A 17389-nucleotide genomic window follows, 5' to 3' on the forward strand; every position below is an offset into this window, starting at 1 on the left:
GAAGATAATTTATTTTGTGCCTACTTGCTGTTGAATTCGGTCAGCAAACATACCGATACTCACAGCAAAATAATTGGAACGATTCCAGTTCAATAAAGTACGATAATTGTTAGAAACCAAGAACGCGCGCCCCGCTTCTTTATCTGGACGTACTAGCCATAGATCCGCATTTTGGGAAGAAAGAGCGGTTAATTTTTCCAATTCTTTTGCACTATTATGTTTCAGTGCTACTCCTTTATTTTGCCAATCTCGCCATTTGCGTTTTTTATTATTTTCAATGCCTGATTCATTTAGATCCATAGGCTGAATTAAAGTGACTTCGACTCCCCAAGGAAGTTTATCGTCCCAGCCAACAGTGGACAAATAGGTCGCAATAGAGGCGAACACATCATAATGGTTTTTCCAAATATCTTTTTCTCCATCATTATTACCATCAGCAGCATAAGTGAGATATGACGTTGGCATAAATTGCGTTTGTCCCATTGCGCCAGCCCATGAACCTAACATTTTTTCGCGTTGAATATGGTCTCGCTCTAGCATTTTCATAGCATTGATAAATTCTTTACTAAATAGCGCCTCACGACGACCATCAAAAGCTAAGGTAGCCAATACCGATAACACATCATAATTACCTTGATAATAGCCAAAACTACTTTCCATGCCCCACAAGGCCATTAGGTAAGATTTTTGTACACCTAATTTTTTACTCGCATTTTCTAAAGCGGGTAATTGTTCCCAATAACGTCGTTCTGCAACATCCACCTTATTTTGAGTCAACACCCGATTGAGGTAATTCGTTACCCCATTTGGATTGATAACCGGTGGTTTACTTGGGTCACGTCGTGCCGCTCGTCCAGCTTGTTGACGATCCAAATCCACCGCTTTTTGAATATAGCGAATATTATTTTGACGATTTAAAGTACTTGCCGATACGCCTTGCCCAGCCGCTTTAGCCTTAAGAAATTGTACATAATCGTCAAAATTATGTAATTGACGAGGTTTATCATAAGTGGCATTTTCATTTAATGCGAATTGTTGTGTCGATGAACAGCCTGCTAATATCATGCAAGCCAATAAAACTGCTTTATTCATCATTAATTTCCCATACTCCCTAAACTCATCATTAACACAAATAACATCATTTGTAATTCACTATCACTCAAAGTGCGGTCATTAATTTGCAATTTATTCTCTTTAACTTGCACATTCAAGGCTAATTGATTCCCTTTATCTTGCACAATAGACTGTGACACCAGCCCTTTTAGCACATCTTCTGAACCCTCAACATACAGTTGTCTTGCTTGCTCTTGTGGCATATTGCCAAATTGCATCATCATTTTGGTGACCAATCGTTCCAATATGTTTTTGTCCGATTCAATATTGATATCCAAATGTTTAAAAATACTCAACGGCTGTTTTTCAACTTGAGCCATATCACCAATCTGCAGATCAAAATTCAATTTTGCTGATGCATTCTCTTTGTTATCGAGATCCATTTTAATCACAAAGTGCGGTTGATTTTGCAAAAGTTTTTGCGTTGCCGCCTCTGCTTCGGCTTCCATTGGATTATGCCCATTTTCGTCCATTAAGGTCGCAGCTGTAATTAACGTATTCAAGGCGGCCATATCAATATGTTGAAAATGCACCAAAGACTTCACTAGCGCATCAAAAGCCATATTATGTGCGTTATCATCCATTTTTAACGCCAATAAGCCGTCTTTTTCACTCACTCGATAGTCAAACTTCCAATCTTTATAAGTCGATTTATCCTGATACTGATCCGTTTCATAATTTAGCCAATATTCATCAGCTGTGCCATTTAATTGGCCTAACTTAATATATTGATATGGCGTATCCTGCCATTGTAATTTTGCTTTGAACTGATTAAAACCCAAATCCACAGCTTTCAATTCAGCATCCATGTTCCAATCTACATTTTGTAATTTCAACGATAGCTGATTTAAATCCCAATCCAGATACTTTTGTGTACCATCAAGCTCATAGGTTAATGAGCCTTTGTCCCACGCGAGTACAGCATTATCTTCCTCAATCTTCGCAGGATTAAAGGTTAATTTTACCTTTGTATTTCCACTGTAGCTCACCGTAGTATCACTATTTAATGGCACTTTCCCCTGCGCATAATCAAACCATTTTTGTGTATTTTCATTTTTCGCAACATCCATCACTTTAGAAAATACGGCAGGAGAAAAATCAAAACTCGCCAAGTGGTTCAATGGTAATGGGCCATGATATAATTTACCGACAAAAGGGATTGCAGTATCGTCAAAGATTAGGGAATAGCTTACATCAGAACTAAACACACCTCGTTCAAATGTTGCATTCTCAATTTGAATTTCATAAGGCTTTAATTGCTCATTAACTTGCGCCAAATAAGTTTGGTATTCTGCTTCGGCTTTTTTACCGGTATACCATGCACCACCAGACCAAACAGCCCCCAATACCACAATAACACTTAATGCAAGCGTTGATTTTTTCATAAAATCTCCATTACCATAACCAAAAATTTCGCCATAAATTAACATAAAGTCCTTTTTTTAACAAAAAATTTTCAATTCCCCCCTTGAACTTCATTGTCTTGACCTTATTTACAAAAACAAGCACGGATTTGACCGCACTTTTTAAGTATCAACAGGAAAGAGGCAAACAAAAATTTTTGTTCTTCCCTTGAAAATAAAAATCAAATCCTCATCTTAGAAACATAACAGAATTTACTTAGGAGAATAAAAAATGGGAAAAATTATTGGTATTGACTTAGGTACAACAAACTCATGTGTTGCTGTAATGGATGGTGATAAACCACGTGTCATTGAAAACGCAGAAGGCGATCGCACCACTCCGTCAATTATTGCTTACACAAATGATGGCGAAACCCTAGTCGGCCAACCAGCAAAACGTCAAGCCGTAACGAACCCGAAAAATACGTTATTTGCAATTAAACGTTTAATCGGTCGTCGTTATGAAGATCAAGAAGTTCAGCGTGATATCGGCATTATGCCATTTGAAATCACTAAAGCGGACAATGGCGATGCGTGGGTGTCAGTAAAAGGTGACAAATTAGCTCCGCCACAAATTTCTGCAGAAGTGTTGAAGAAAATGAAGAAAACGGCTGAGGATTTCTTGGGCGAAACCGTCACAGAAGCGGTTATTACTGTGCCAGCATACTTCAACGATGCACAACGCCAAGCAACTAAAGATGCGGGTCGTATCGCTGGTCTTGATGTAAAACGTATTATCAACGAACCAACCGCTGCAGCATTAGCTTACGGTTTAGACAAAGGCACTGGTAATAATACTATCGCAGTATATGACTTGGGTGGTGGTACATTCGACTTATCAATTATTGAAATTGATGAAGTGAGCGGTGAAAAAACCTTTGAAGTATTAGCGACTAACGGAGATACTCACTTAGGTGGTGAAGACTTTGATAACCGTGTAATTAACTACTTGGTAGATGAGTTCAAAAAAGAACAAGGCGTCGATTTACGTAATGACCCACTTGCAATGCAACGTTTAAAAGAAGCGGGTGAAAAAGCGAAGATTGAACTTTCTTCTGCGCAACAAACTGATGTGAATTTGCCATATATTACGGCTGATGCAACGGGGCCAAAACACTTAAACATTAAATTAACTCGTGCAAAATTAGAATCATTAGTTGAAGATTTAGTGGCGCGTTCATTAGAACCAGTAAAAGTTGCTTTACAAGATGCTGGCTTAAGTGTGTCTGAAATTGACGATGTGATTTTAGTCGGTGGTCAAACTCGTATGCCATTAGTTCAGAAGAAAGTGGCTGAATTCTTTGGTAAAGAAGCGCGTAAAGATGTGAACCCTGACGAAGCTGTTGCTATTGGTGCTGCGGTACAAGGTGGTGTTTTAGCGGGTGATGTAACCGATGTGTTATTATTAGATGTTACCCCACTTTCTTTGGGTATCGAAACAATGGGTGGCGTGATGACAACGTTGATCGAGAAAAATACCACGATCCCAACGAAAAAATCACAGGTTTTCTCGACAGCGGAAGACAACCAAAGTGCAGTAACTATCCATGTGTTACAAGGTGAGCGTAAACAAGCTTCATTAAATAAATCATTGGGTCAATTCAACTTAGAGGGCATTAATCCTGCACCACGCGGTATGCCACAAATTGAAGTAACCTTTGATATCGATGCAAATGGTATTATTAATGTTTCGGCTAAAGATAAAAATACCGGCAAAGAACAACAAATTAAGATTCAAGCATCATCTGGTTTAAGTGATGAAGAAATCGAAAAAATGGTACGTGATGCAGAAGCGAATGCTGAAGCAGACCGTAAATTTGAAGAATTAGTGCAAGCGCGTAACCAAGCGGATCACTTAGTTCACTCTACTCGTAAGCAGTTAGAAGAAGTAGGAGATAAATTATCTGCTGAAGATAAAGCGCCTATTGAAGCAGCAGTGAATGAACTAGAAACCGCTGCGAAAGGCGAAGATAAAGCAGAAATTGATGCCAAAGTTCAAGTATTAATTCAAGTATCTGAAAAGTTAATGCAAGCGGCTCAACCACAAGCAGATAACGCTCAACAAGCTCAAAGCGGAAAACCAAATGATGACGTGGTTGATGCTGAGTTTGAAGAAGTAAAAGATAAATAATCTTGGCTAAAGTGCGGTAAAAATATTGAAAAATTTGACCGCACTTCATTCTAAAGGGCGTTATCGCCCTTTTGGCGTATTAAATAAATAGAGAATGTTGGAATAATAATGGCAAAACGTGATTATTATGAAGTGCTAGGGATCTCTCGCAATGCCGATGAAAAGGAAATTAAAAAAGCCTATAAACGTCTTGCGATGAAATATCACCCTGACCGCACTAAAGGCGATAAAGAGAGCGAAGAAAAATTCAAAGAAGTCAATGAAGCCTATGAAATTCTAGCCGATAAAGAAAAACGAGCCAATTATGACCAATATGGTCATGCCGCCTTTGAACAAGGTGGGGCCGGTGGATTTGGTGGTGGCTTTGGCGGCTTCGGTGGATTTGAAGATATTTTCAGTGAAATGTTCGGTGGCGGTCGTGGCCGTCAACGTGTGGTGCGAGGCGAAGATCTGCGCTATGATTTAGAGATTAGCCTAGAAGAAGCTGTGCGTGGAACAACTAAAGATATTCAAATCAATACATTAGCACAATGTGAAAGCTGTCATGGTTCTGGCGCGGAAAAAGATAGCAAGGTAGAAACCTGCCCAACCTGTCATGGTTCTGGTCGTATTCGTCGCCAACAAGGTTTCTTCATGACAGAACAAGCCTGTCCACACTGTCACGGAAGTGGTAAAAAAATCGAAAAACCATGTCATAGCTGCCATGGCGATGGACGTGTACACAAAAAGAAAAATTTATCAGTCAAAATTCCACCAGGTGTCGATACTGGCAACCAACTGCGTTTATCAGGTGAAGGCGCGGCAGGAGAAAATAACGCCCCTCCAGGCGATTTATATGTTGTGATTCATGTCAAAGATCACCATATTTTTGAACGTGATGGTTCGACTTTATATTGTGAAGTACCAATTAGCTTCACGATGGCGGCTCTCGGGGGCGAAATTGAAGTACCTACTTTAGATGGTAGAGTTAAACTGAAAATTCCAGAAGGGACACAAACTGGCAAACTATTCCGCATGCGCGGTAAAGGCGTTCAAGCAAGAAATGGTTATGCGGGCGATTTAATTTGCAAAGTCATTGTGGAAACACCGGTTCATCTCAATAGTGAGCAAAAAGAATTATTGAGCAAATTAGAAGAAAGTTTGGAAGGACAAAGCAAACAGCGTCCAAAATCCTCTAGCTTCTTTGATGGTGTAAAAAAATTCTTTGATGATTTAACAAAATAAAATTTTTATATTATTCAGTATGGGCGTAAATGCGCTGCCTTAAAAGTTGATAAACTCAACATCAACTTAATTAGATGCAGAACATTTCACGCCCTTTTTACTGGGTATAATGGCCAAAACAAAAGGATTGATTCCCAACGAAGAATCAATCCTTTATTTTTAATCAGCTGCCCATTTTGATAGAAGCAGCTTAATTTATTATCTAATCTAACAATTAGATTACTGTGATACCATCTTGGATGTAGACAGTGGAAGTGCCGCCCGTCCAAATGTTATAGCTAACGCCATCTTCTGTGGTTGAGCCTGTATTGGTGAACGAACCAGTATTTTCTCCTAGCAAGTTCTGAGGACCCAAGTTCACACGATCACCTGCATTACCTTTGATGTGCAAGTTGTTATTGTTAGCTAGGTTCTCACTGGTTACATTAGTCAGGGTGTTGTTACCAGCCGTTAGGTCAATCACATCCATATTTTTCAATCGTTCCAGACTAATAGTTCGATTGCTGTTACCAGTCAGCTCAAGGATGTCTGTGCCAGCACCGCCAACAATTTGCCCCGACGTCATTGCACCAGCCAGTTTTACCGTATTGACATCGCTAGCTGTGTCGGTATTGTTGTCGTTACCTAGGCTAGTGCCTGTCTGATACGTATCAAGATACTCATCAGGTCTTACGCCACTACCTAAATCAATCAGACCGTCAAAGCCACTATTTAGGGTTACTGTGTCGCTGCCGCTGCCAGTATAGATTTTAGCAGCGCTAGAAACAAGGCCACCAACAGTAATCTCATCATTGCCTGCTTCGCCATAGATGTTACCATCAAGTCCTCCACTCAGTCTGTATATATCATTACCTTCACCTAGATACACAGAAGCATTGATACCCTGATAGCCTTTAACCCATAACACATCATCGCCTTGAGCCAAGTCAACCGTTGTGCGGTTGTTGTTATCATCAGTCAAGCGACCGTTTGCGCCATTGCTGATATAAAGCAGCGAAGATATATTACCCGCACCAGAGCTCTCTGTACCACTTTGATAATAGCCCAGATAAACCACATCATCATAATTGGTGAGGAACACTGGCGCCTGACCATTAAATATGACACCCGCTGGGAACTGACCCGCGTTAGTTGGGTTGGTCATAGCCATAATTGCTTCGGTTGGACCAACTTCTAGCGACCAGTCAAGCGTCAATTGGTTCAATGCTTTTGGATCATTATCAATGATAGTTCCCTGCGCAATGCTAGCACCTGTCGCTGGCGTATAACCGTTAGTTGCAGCAGTAATTGTCGCATGTACAGTTTCATCTGGCTCGCCACCAAATGTATCGCTCAGCCCATTAATAGACTCTTCTGTAAACGGATTCACCTTGAATGTCGCAGAAGTCTGACCCGCAGGGATCGTGATTGTCAACGTATTACCAGAAAGCGTGATATTATCCGTAGTTGATAACACATAATCGCCGTTTGTTGGTTGCGCCTGATTGATTGCGCTTGGTACGCTAGCATCATGTACAGTATCATCTTCAGTTTGGCGCAACACGACAGTGACTACTGTATCTGTTGTTGCCACTTTATTTAGCGTGACAGTGAAATCCATGGTCTCGTTACCTTTTTCTTGAACCACTGGATTGGTTACAGAGATAGAAACTGTTGGTGGCACGTCTGTTCCTGCATTGACCGGAGTCGCATCAGCAGTTGCTTTTTGATCGTCAGTACCTTTGGCATTGACAGGCGAGCCGTCTTTCACTGCGTCTTGTGGAATGGTTACCACACCAGTGTCTTTATCAACGGTTGCACCAGTGCCATCTGCATCAGTGATTTCCCATTCGCCAGTTGTCGGATTTTTGGTAACCGTTACAGTCTTAGGCTGCTCATCTTCACCTGTGAAAGTAATGTCTACTTTCTCGTTATCATCACCTGGCTTCACAGTTACAGAGCCGTCGGTATCGCTTGCAGTGATAACTGGTTTGTCAGCTGTGTTTGTTGCAGGTGGTGTTGGCGTGCTGTCAGTCCCCGCATTGACCGGAGTCGCATCAGCAATTGCACCTTGATCGTCCGTACCTTTAGCGTTGACAGGCGAGCCGTCTTTTACGTCATCTTGTGGAATAGTTACCACACCAGTGTCTTTATCAACGGTTGCTCCTGTACCACCTGCATCAGTAATTGTCCATTCGCCAGTTGTCGGATTTTTGGTAACCGTTACAGTCTTAGGCTGATCATCTTCACCTGTGAAAGTAATGTCTACTTTCTCGTTATCATCACCTGGCTTCACTGCTACCGAACCATCAGTCGTGCTTGCAGTGATTTCTGGTTTGTCAGCTGTGTTAGGAGTAGGTGGTGTAGACGCTCCGTCAGTTCCTGCATTTTTCGGATCTGCATCAGCCGTTGCACCTTGTTCGTCCGTACCTGTCGCGTTCACTTCAGAACCGTCTTTTACTGAATTTTCAGGAATGGTAACAACCCCTGTCGTATGATCAACCGTTGCACCACTGTTATCAGGGTCATTGATAACCCATAAATTTGAAGTTGGATCTTTAAAGATAGTAACAGTCTTAGGCTGATCATCCTCACCGATGAACTTAATTTCTACTGTTTCATTATCAGTACCTGGAGTCACCTTAACAGACCCATCAGTCGTACTCGGCGTAATGATTGGTTTGTCTGCAGTATTCGCAGGTGGTGTAGGTGTACTGTCAGTACCAGCATTTACCGGAGTCGCCTCTGCGGTATTGTCAACGTCGTCAGTACCCGTCGCAGTCACTGGAGAACCATCTTTCACGTCATCTTGTGGAATAGTTACCACACCAGTGTCTTTATCAACGGTTGCACCAGTGCCATCTGCATTAGTGATTTCCCATTCGCCAGTTGTCGGATTTTTGGTAACCGTTACAGTCTTAGGCTGATCGTTTTCATCAGTGAACGTGATGTCTACTTTTTCGTTATCATCACCTGGCTTCACAGTTACAGAGCCGTCAGTATCGCTTGCAGTGATGACTGGTTTGTCAGCAAACTTGATTGTTGTGTCATCAGAACCTGATACTGATGTGTTATCTGGCTTAGTAGTGATGGTTGCAGTTACGGTTGCAGGGCCATCAGTCGCTTCTGGCGTCCATGGTACGGTAATTGAACCATTGTCAATATCAGCTTGAGTTAAAGGACGATCTAGTAATACGTTGCCTTTGTCATCAACGATCTTAATGGTATCACCCGCTTCATAACCAGCATCTTTAGGGAAGTCAACAGTAACATTTACCTCACCTTTTGGCATATCATTAGCAGTGATTGTACCATCACCGCCATCATTAATTGTAACGATTGGCGCTTTTAATGACGGGGTTGGTGTTGGAGTTGGCGTAACTGGTGCCGTAGATGTATCATTAATCGTCGCTTCATTACCCGCAACACCGCCAACGGTGTATTTCACGGTTTCCGCACCTTCAGTGACCGTATCTGCTTTTACTGGTGTCGTAATAGTAAAGCTCGTTACACCGACTGGGACGTTCAATGTACCATCTGCATTGCGCGTTACTCCATCTGAGTAGGTAGTCGCAGTGTCATCAAAATCATCATTATTTGCACTGTCTGTAGAGCGAAGAACTGGTAAGTTATTCACACCGTTATTATTGGTGAGTTTCACTGTAGTTACGATGTTTTCGCCTTCATTCACGGACGGTGTGGTACTCACTCCACCATTCGGATCGACTGCTGCAGGAGCGGTATTAAGGGTATTCGCGCTATCATCAGTTGCTTTTACCTTGCCGTCGTTTGCCGTAGCTTCGACACTAATTGGGCCATCTGCTAATTCAGACAAATCCGCAGTTGTTTCATAAGTTCCATCAGACTTAATGGTTGCTGTTTTTTGTACTTCCTTACCATCTTTATCTTTAATGGTAATGGTTATCACCGTACCTTCTGGTAACTGAGTGCTAGTTCCGTTGATTGGAGCATTACTAACATTGGTTTTATCAATGTTATCGACCAAATCCACAGTCAACGTGGCAGGATCCATCAAATCTGCAATGCCGTCGCCGTCTTTATCGGTGATTGTGCCTGAGTTTTCGTCAGATTCGTCGCCATCGGTGATGCCGTCGCCGTCGCTGTCTTCGTCGCCATCAGGCGTGCCATCACCATCGCTGTCTGTATTTTTCGGATCAGTACCGTTGGCTTTTTCGTCTTCATTGTTAACGCCGTCATTGTCATCATCAGTATCCAATTCGGTGCCTGGTGGTACTTTTGTTGGATCTGAGTCATGATCAGGTTTACCATCACCATCAAAATCATCATAATCAGGCGTGGTGACAGTGGCCGGTGTAGAATCCGGTTTACCATCTTATTTACCCACGACACTCACTTCCTCTCCGTCAGCTAAAGCATCAGGTGTAAATGTAACAGTACCCGTCGTTGGATCAATGCTAACACCATCTGGTGTATTATCTAATGTCCAGTTACCATTAGCATCTTTGGTCGCAGTGATAGTATGCTCAACACCCTTTTCGTCCTTAAAGGTGATAGTCACTGCGTTATTACCTGCTGCAGGAGTAACTTGCGCACCACCTGTTTGATTACCATTAACTGCGGTCAACTCGACTGTCGGTTGATTAGCCGCTGTTGCTGGAGTTGGTGTAGGTGTTGGAGTAGGCGTAGGTGCAGGCGTATTATTGTCGCCACCACCACTGCTGCCACCGGCTAAAAGTGCAGCAGCACCCGCGATTGGAATTAATGCTAATAACCACCATGGGCTAAATACCCATAATCCACTAATTTCATCACCACCTAATGCTTGTGGAGCAGCATCACCGGCATCTAACATACTCACAGCATCCGGTACTTGACCTGATTCTGGAACATAAGCGTATATTTTGCCGTTTTCGTGCTGACCAACTAATAAGTTAGTGACATCTTCTGGTTTCTCAGCTGAACCATAATAGTTTTTGATGATAATATCCGGTAAAGTATCACCATCTTCTAAAATCACTTGGAGATTATTGCCATCACGTTTTGCAATAATATTTTGTGGACCTAAGCCTGTACTATTATCTACAAGCTGATAATTAACTTTATCTTGCGCATCAATAATTAATGCTTGCCCCTTCTGAACTTGATAACTTGCGATTTCAGTTTTCGCATCTAACACTTTTAAAGTTGCACTCATTCTCTTTTTCCTATGTATCTTAAATTAACGAACAAATTATTTACCATAAAGTGTAATTTCTACACGGCGGTTTGGTAAATTACATTCTGTCTTGGCCGCGACATTATGTGGATGTAATGCTTCGCAGTTTGAAACCACTAATTCTCTTTTACCTAAACCAACAGCCTTAATCGGCAGTGTCACACCTTCTTGTTCAAGCGCATGTTTTACAGTTTCAGCACGCTTTTGTGACAATACTTGGTTATAAGCATCAGAGGCGACCGGATCCGTATGCCCACTAACTGTGATGCTACCGAGTTTACTTTTATCCATCGCATTAACTCTCTGTGCAAACTCTGCGATTTCAGCACGACCTTGTGGCAAAATATCGTTATAATCCGATTTATTAATCGCAAACAAGGCGTTAGCTGAAAGAGACTCGCTTTCTAACACCGGTGTACCACAATTTTCTGCCGGTTTTACGCGGGATAAATTTTGTGTTGCGGTAGCTAAACCGGCAATCTCTTGCTCTGCAATCGCCGGTTCTACACGAGTGAGCATGGTTTTACCTGTATTATCTTGCGCAACCTTGATATAGGTAATTTGTTTTGCAGGTAATGTAAATTTAGCCCCCCCATGACGTTGGCCAAATTCAGTATTTGAAACAAAGGAAGAACTAAATTGATGTCTATCTGCACATAAGGTAACAGGACTAATTGAACTAGGGAAAAGGGCGGCATGATAATCGCCATCAACAAAGATTTCGACATTTGGCCCAGCCACATCGCCTTGACGATAAAATACGGTAAGTGCCTGATTGTCTTTTAATGTGTTTACGTTAACAGATGATGACGCAAAATTGGTCCAATGTTCATGAGTTCCCGTTGTACAAGCAGCTAGACCTAATACTAACGATAAGCTCAATAAAGTTTTTTTCATAAATCAGCTCTCCTGACATAAAGCTTAACTAAGAATGATTCATAAAACGATTTGATTTAACTGCCACTCCTTGTACAACCATCAAACAGCTTTACAAAATAATGCATTAGCTATTTATCCATAGCTAAAGTTGCATTTTGATAGGCCAATATTTTTACTATAACTGGTCTATCCTGCTGCCTCATTATAACTTAGTACATTTTTTTGCCAACTATCAAAAATTTAACATCATGTTAAATTATCTTTTAAAATAAACATATGAAAATTATTGTAAGCAAAGCTTCATTTGGTCATTCAACAACACTTATTTCTCCACGCAAAAAAAAAAAGCATTTCAATGACTTAATCACAAGTCAATAACTTAATTTATAATAAAAAAATGAAACAGGAGAGAGAAAAAAAAAAAGATAAAATACATAAATGTAAAATAATGAAAATATTTTAACGAAAATGCAATTCAGTAGAAATAAATTGTTAACGAAATGTTAGAACTAGATGAGAAATATCTAGCTCACTACAGCGTGTAATGCTGTTTGAATTTGAGGATGTTGAAATTGAAAACCGGCTTCTTGCAATCCAGTAGGTAGGATTTTTTGACTATCTAAAACTAATTGCGCCCGCTCCCCCAATACCCATTTTAATGCAAATGCTGGTACAGTAAAAACAGTAGGACGTTTTAATACTTGCCCTAAAGTGCGGTTAAATTCTTGGTTTTTTATAGGAGTCGGCGCGACCAAATTAAACGCACCTTGACAGTGATGGTTATGCAACAAAAAAAGCAATCCATTTACCATATCTTCAAGATGAATCCATGCCCAATATTGCTGCCCATTTCCAATCTTTCCACCTAATCCTAAACGATAAAGAGGTAATATTTTTTGCATCGCGCCTCCCAAATGGGACAGAACAATACCTGTACGCGACACACAAACACGGGTATTCGCAGCAAAAGCAGCCTGTTCCCATTGTAAACAAAGCTGCGCAGGAAATTGAGAACCTGCTGGATGCGTTTCATGGATTTCTTGTTCTCCGCAGTCTCCATAATATCCGGTTGCAGAACCTGAAATAAAAGTATGAGGGGGATGGCTACTCTGATTAATCAACGTTGTGAGTGTTTTGGTTATCTGTAAACGGCTTTGAATGAGTTTCTGTTTTTGCTCTACGCTCCATGCATGATCAAAAATAGGCTCTCCTGCCAAATTAATTACCGCATCAAATTCATTGAAATCTGTTAACATCTCTAAGGAAGGAATAATATTCACTGCAAACGGTAAACGTTCCCTTGCTTTTTCAGGAAAGCGACTTAACACAGTAACCTCATGTGATTGTGCTAACAATGCTTGTGTTAATGCCGAACCGATTAGCCCTGTTGCACCGGTGATAAAAATCTTCATCGCTCCTCCTGTCGCCACATTGAAATCTACTATTCGAAATAAAAAATCTTATAATGATGTTTCAAAGAGTTGCTGAATATTTTTCATCAGCTGCTCTATTTCTACTCCTTTGGTTGGGGTGATAAAAATTGTATCATCTCCTGCTATTGTACCTAAAATACCATCACTTTTACCCAACGAATCCAGCAAACGAGCGATTAACTGTGCAGCGCCCGGACTCGTTCGAATCACAATCAACATGGCATTATGATCAATATCCAGTACCAAATTTTTTACAGGGCTAGCGGTATTCGGCACACTGAACTCATTAGGCAAACAATAAACCATTTCCATACGTGTATTACGTGTACGCACCGCCCCAAATTTACTCAGCATACGTGAAACTTTTGATTGATTAACTTGAGTAAATCCTAATTCTTGCAAAGCCGTGACGATTTCACTTTGGGAACCAAATCGTTCTTGCGCAAGTAATTCCTTAAATGCACTATATAAATTATCTGGTGTCATAGTATCCTTGAGTTTACCTTTATTATTTTTGAATAAATTCTGCATAAAAATTCAATTAAAATCAATTATTATTTAATTATCTAGAAACTTAACCGCACTTTATGTCAGATTTTTTCTAAAAAAATTTGCTCTAGATCTCAATATTGAATTTATCTCATTGAATTTATTTTGCTAAAAGCATACACTCTACCCCATTAATGTTAATTGATTAATTAAGGAGTATTCCATGAAAGTTGCAGTTTTAGGTGCCGCTGGTGGTATTGGTCAAGCATTAGCCTTGTTATTAAAATTACAGCTACCCGCAGGTTCAGAATTATCTCTATATGATATCGCGCCTGTCACACCAGGTGTTGCTGCTGACGTCAGCCATATCCCAACGGCCGTTAAAGTACAAGGATTTGGAGGAGAAGACCCAACCCCTGCTTTAGAAGGTGCGGATGTAGTATTAATCTCTGCCGGTGTAGCGCGTAAGCCTGGCATGGATCGCTCCGACTTATTTAATATTAATGCGGGTATTGTTCGCAATTTAATTGAAAAAGTTGCTGCAACCTGCCCAACAGCCTGTATTGGTATTATTACCAATCCTGTCAACACCACTGTGGCTATTGCTGCTGAAGTGCTGAAAAAAGCAGGTGTATACGACAAGCGTAAATTATTTGGGGTAACAACCTTAGATGTATTACGTTCTGAAACATTCGTAGCTGAATTAAAAGGTTTAGATATTGATAGTATCAATGTGCCTGTTATTGGTGGGCATTCTGGTGTCACAATTTTACCATTATTATCACAAGTTAATTATGCTGATTGGAAAGCGGACGAAATCGCGCCATTAACTAAACGTATCCAAAATGCCGGTACTGAAGTCGTTGAAGCTAAAGCCGGTGGCGGTTCTGCAACTCTATCTATGGCGCAAGCTGCAGCGCGTTTCGCTCGCGCTCTTGTAAAAGGATTAAGTGGAGAATCCGTTATTGAGTGTACCTATGTAGAAGGCGATGGTAAATATGCTCGATTCTTTGCACAACCTGTCCGTTTAGGCCCTGAAGGTGTAGAGGAAATTTTACCAATTGGTCAATTAAGTGACTTTGAACAAAACGCGTTAGAATCAATGTTAGAAACATTACGTGCAGACATTGAATTAGGTGAGAAGTTTGTCAATCAATAATGCTTCAACCTTTAGTAGGGCGTATACTCACGCCCTACTGTTATCCTAACTCTATCGACTTTCTAATACGAATCGACACCCCTCTGGCAACCATAATGATTTTCCCAATTCAATCCATCCACATGGGAAATGAAAATCAGATCCCATAGAAGCCATTAGCCCATATTCATTTGCCCAACGGGCTAATACTTGACGCTGATCTTTCGTCTGGCCACAGCCTGCAACTTCCATTGCATCTCCTCCCCATGACTTAAAATCTGCAATTAATTTTTTAATCCAACGATTTGTCATTGTGTAACGTAAAGGGTGAGCTAACACAGCCAACCCACCAGCTTGATGAATCACATCTATAGCTGTTTTAATATCACACCATTGTGATTTAACATAAGCTGGTTTGCCTTGTGATAAGTATTTTTTAAATGCCTGCTGTTCATTAGACACCTTACCAATTTGCACTAAGTAACGAGCATAATGCGCTCTTGTTACCTCCCCGGTGGCTAAACTCTTCGCGCCTTCAAATGCGCCAACCAAGCCCATAGCTGCTAATTTTTCACCTATTTGTAAAGCTCTTTGATAGCGTAACTCTGCTTGCTCTGCTAAAAGTGCGGTCATTTTTGGCGAAGTTTCATCAAAATCCAACCCTACAATATGAATACCCCGATTCTCCCATTGCGTTGAGATTTCAACCCCGTTAATCAGTCGAATTCCTGCAGCTTGAGCCGCTAGTTTCGCTTCTTCAAGTCCTGCGATACTATCATGATCTGTCAAAGCTAAAACATCGACACCATTTTCTAAAGCTCTGTTGATCAATGCGGTAGGAGATAATACCCCATCTGAAGCAGTACTATGGCAGTGAAGATCATATTTTAAAGGCGGGATTATATTCATTGTATGCTCAATCTTTATTTTATACTCTAGACTTAGCGCGTATCACCAATCTAAAACAGAAAATTTCATTTTTCAGCTCAAGATAACATTTTTAGTACATATGAAAAAGGGAGCCTAAGCTCCCATTTTCACACTCTAACAATTAAAGTGCAGATTTTGCTTTTTCAACTAAGGCCGCAAAAGCTACCTTGTCAAATACTGCAATATCAGCAAGAATCTTACGATCGATCTCAACTGATGCTTTTTTCAAGCCGTTGATGAACTTGCTGTATGATAAACCGTTTTGACGGGCTGCTGCGTTAATACGAGCAATCCATAATTGACGGAATTGACGTTTACGTTGACGACGGTCACGGTAAGCATATTGACCAGCTTTAATTACCGCTTGGAAAGCAACGCGATACACGCGTGAACGCGCACCATAATAACCTTTAGCAGCCTTAAGAACTTTCTTATGGCGTGCTCTTGCAATAACACCACGTTTTACACGAGCCATTATCTAATCTCCTATTGATATCTTAAACTAAAATTGAACTAATCGTACGACTCATGCTTACGCGTATGGTAAACATGCTACAACTAAAACTTGGTCAGCTTTTGCCACCATAGATTTATGACGTAAATGACGTTTACGTTTAGTTGTTTTTTTAGTCAAAATATGACGTAAGTGAGATTGTTTACGTTTGAAACCGCCAGAAGCCGTCTTTTTAAAACGCTTAGCAGCACCACGTACTGTTTTAATTTTAGGCATTGTTTAATAACTCCGCATTGTTTAAGTTAATACATAATAATTAGGCGAATTAATATAGACAAAACGTGTTCTGTCCGTATAAATTACTTGCTAGCGCTAATTATTTCTTTTTCGGGGCGAGTACCATAACTGCTTGGCGACCTTCCAGTTTACCCGGTGCTGATTCAACAACGGAAATATCTGCAAGGTCATTCTTTACACGCTCTAACACGTCTAGACCAATGTCTTGGTGGGCCATTTCACGTCCGCGAAAACGAACAGTGATTTTGGCTTTATCCCCATCTTCTAAGAAGCGAATCAGGCTGCGTAGTTTTACCTGATAGTCGCCTTCATCTGTACCAGGACGGAATTTAATTTCCTTCACTTGCACAACTTTTTGCTTTTTCTTCTGCTCTTTTGCTGCTTTATCTTTTTCATAAAGGAATTTACCGTAGTTCATAATACGACATACGGGTGGCTCCGCATTTGGGCTAATTTCAACAAGATCCAAATCAGCATCTTCTGCTTTTTGTAATGCTTCCTGAATAGATACGATACCTGCTTGATCACCATTTTGGTCAATTAAGCGGACTTCTTTCACTCGAATTTCTTCATTAATACGATTCGGGCGATTAGTAACTGGGGCACGTTTTGCGGTTTTAATAGTCTTTTCCTCTATAATGATTATAAGCTATGCCAGAACACAATAAAGTCTAAAATAGGCTCTCGGTTTCAAGCAGTCGAAAATGTTGCCTTTCTATATG

Annotated in this window: 14 protein-coding genes; 3 read left to right on the top strand and 11 right to left on the bottom strand. The window is 40.7% G+C overall.

Annotated features, from left to right (window positions below; genetic code table 11):
* Positions 1-9: 9 nt before the first annotated feature.
* Together CVP05_RS03880 and CVP05_RS03885 are read right to left on the bottom strand one after the other, a co-directional pair.
* Positions 10-1095: a lytic murein transglycosylase gene (locus CVP05_RS03880; RefSeq protein WP_100288269.1), complete on the bottom strand. Its 1086-nt coding sequence runs from the start codon at positions 1093-1095 to the stop codon at positions 10-12.
* Positions 1095-2498 (bottom strand): YdgA family protein, encoded by a 1404-nt coding sequence (locus CVP05_RS03885; RefSeq protein ID WP_165773118.1) that lies wholly within the window; start codon positions 2496-2498, stop codon positions 1095-1097. The genes CVP05_RS03880 and CVP05_RS03885 overlap by 1 nt, the downstream gene beginning before the upstream one ends.
* 250 nt (positions 2499-2748) lie before the next feature.
* Between CVP05_RS03885 and dnaK the strand changes: the two genes are divergently transcribed.
* Positions 2749-4647, top strand: a complete 1899-nt coding sequence (dnaK, locus tag CVP05_RS03890) for a molecular chaperone DnaK (RefSeq protein WP_100288271.1) — start codon at positions 2749-2751, stop codon at positions 4645-4647.
* Positions 4648-4755: 108 nt separating this feature from the next.
* Positions 4756-5871 (top strand): molecular chaperone DnaJ, encoded by a 1116-nt coding sequence (gene dnaJ / locus CVP05_RS03895; protein WP_100288272.1) that lies wholly within the window; start codon positions 4756-4758, stop codon positions 5869-5871.
* 214 nt (positions 5872-6085) lie between these two features.
* On the opposite strand, the gene CVP05_RS03900 is transcribed toward dnaJ, so the two are convergent.
* The 5 genes from CVP05_RS03900 to argR all read right to left on the bottom strand — a co-directional run bounded on the left by CVP05_RS03900 (position 6086) and on the right by argR (position 13845).
* Positions 6086-10087 carry a beta strand repeat-containing protein gene (locus CVP05_RS03900; protein WP_100288273.1) on the bottom strand — a complete coding sequence of 1334 codons (4002 nt, stop codon included), beginning with the start codon at positions 10085-10087 and terminating at the stop codon, positions 6086-6088.
* Between the two features lie 117 nt (positions 10088-10204).
* On the bottom strand, positions 10205-11026 hold the full coding sequence (locus tag CVP05_RS03905) for a hypothetical protein (protein ID WP_100288274.1): 822 nt from the start codon (positions 11024-11026) through the stop codon (positions 10205-10207).
* Between the two features lie 36 nt (positions 11027-11062).
* Entirely contained in the window at positions 11063-11944 is an 882-nt protein-coding gene (locus tag CVP05_RS03910; RefSeq protein WP_100288275.1) for an OmpA family protein, read from the bottom strand.
* Between the two features lie 506 nt (positions 11945-12450).
* The gene (locus tag CVP05_RS03915; protein ID WP_100288276.1) at positions 12451-13338 is read right to left on the bottom strand and encodes a TIGR01777 family oxidoreductase; all 888 of its coding nucleotides are present in this window, start codon (positions 13336-13338) and stop codon (positions 12451-12453) included.
* A 48-nt stretch (positions 13339-13386) separates the two neighbouring features.
* Complete coding sequence (gene argR / locus CVP05_RS03920; protein ID WP_100288306.1) at positions 13387-13845, bottom strand: transcriptional regulator ArgR; 459 nt, start codon at positions 13843-13845, stop codon at positions 13387-13389.
* 226 nt (positions 13846-14071) lie between these two features.
* Here argR and mdh point away from each other — a divergent pair, with 226 nt between their 5' ends.
* The gene (mdh, locus tag CVP05_RS03925; RefSeq protein WP_100288277.1) at positions 14072-15007 is read left to right on the top strand and encodes a malate dehydrogenase; all 936 of its coding nucleotides are present in this window, start codon (positions 14072-14074) and stop codon (positions 15005-15007) included.
* 51 nt (positions 15008-15058) lie between these two features.
* Here the strand turns inward: mdh and rnm are convergent, their stop codons facing one another.
* The 4 genes from rnm to infC all read right to left on the bottom strand — a co-directional run bounded on the left by rnm (position 15059) and on the right by infC (position 17313).
* On the bottom strand, positions 15059-15895 hold the full coding sequence (gene rnm / locus CVP05_RS03930; protein ID WP_100288278.1) for an RNase RNM: 837 nt from the start codon (positions 15893-15895) through the stop codon (positions 15059-15061).
* 142 nt (positions 15896-16037) lie between these two features.
* Entirely contained in the window at positions 16038-16391 is a 354-nt protein-coding gene (gene rplT, locus CVP05_RS03935; RefSeq protein ID WP_005596075.1) for a 50S ribosomal protein L20, read from the bottom strand.
* 57 nt (positions 16392-16448) lie between these two features.
* A complete protein-coding gene (gene rpmI, locus CVP05_RS03940; RefSeq protein WP_005596065.1) occupies positions 16449-16646 on the bottom strand; it encodes a 50S ribosomal protein L35 in 198 nt (65 codons plus the stop codon).
* A 100-nt stretch (positions 16647-16746) separates the two neighbouring features.
* Positions 16747-17313, bottom strand: coding sequence for a translation initiation factor IF-3 (gene infC, locus CVP05_RS03945; RefSeq protein WP_479928749.1), 567 nt, complete (start codon positions 17311-17313; stop codon positions 16747-16749).
* Between the last annotated feature and the right edge of the window lie 76 nt (positions 17314-17389).

Origin of the sequence: Conservatibacter flavescens (assembly GCF_002795425.1) — a bacterium.
Classification (GTDB): domain Bacteria; phylum Pseudomonadota; class Gammaproteobacteria; order Enterobacterales; family Pasteurellaceae; genus Conservatibacter; species Conservatibacter flavescens.

What these genes read in the sequence shown, in the direction of transcription:
- CVP05_RS03905 (WP_100288274.1), bottom strand. Translation starts at nt 11,026, where the DNA reads ATGAGTGCAACTTTAAAAGTGTTAGATGCGAAAACTGAAATCGCAAGT.
- argR (WP_100288306.1), bottom strand. Translation starts at nt 13,845, where the DNA reads ATGACACCAGATAATTTATATAGTGCATTTAAGGAATTACTTGCGCAA.
- rplT (WP_005596075.1), bottom strand. Translation starts at nt 16,391, where the DNA reads ATGGCTCGTGTAAAACGTGGTGTTATTGCAAGAGCACGCCATAAGAAA.
- CVP05_RS03915 (WP_100288276.1), bottom strand. Translation starts at nt 13,338, where the DNA reads ATGAAGATTTTTATCACCGGTGCAACAGGGCTAATCGGTTCGGCATTA.
- mdh (WP_100288277.1), top strand. Translation starts at nt 14,072, where the DNA reads ATGAAAGTTGCAGTTTTAGGTGCCGCTGGTGGTATTGGTCAAGCATTA.
- dnaJ (WP_100288272.1), top strand. Translation starts at nt 4,756, where the DNA reads ATGGCAAAACGTGATTATTATGAAGTGCTAGGGATCTCTCGCAATGCC.
- CVP05_RS03910 (WP_100288275.1), bottom strand. Translation starts at nt 11,944, where the DNA reads ATGAAAAAAACTTTATTGAGCTTATCGTTAGTATTAGGTCTAGCTGCT.
- rpmI (WP_005596065.1), bottom strand. Translation starts at nt 16,646, where the DNA reads ATGCCTAAAATTAAAACAGTACGTGGTGCTGCTAAGCGTTTTAAAAAG.
- CVP05_RS03885 (WP_165773118.1), bottom strand. Translation starts at nt 2,498, where the DNA reads ATGAAAAAATCAACGCTTGCATTAAGTGTTATTGTGGTATTGGGGGCT.
- rnm (WP_100288278.1), bottom strand. Translation starts at nt 15,895, where the DNA reads ATGAATATAATCCCGCCTTTAAAATATGATCTTCACTGCCATAGTACT.
- dnaK (WP_100288271.1), top strand. Translation starts at nt 2,749, where the DNA reads ATGGGAAAAATTATTGGTATTGACTTAGGTACAACAAACTCATGTGTT.
- CVP05_RS03880 (WP_100288269.1), bottom strand. Translation starts at nt 1,095, where the DNA reads ATGATGAATAAAGCAGTTTTATTGGCTTGCATGATATTAGCAGGCTGT.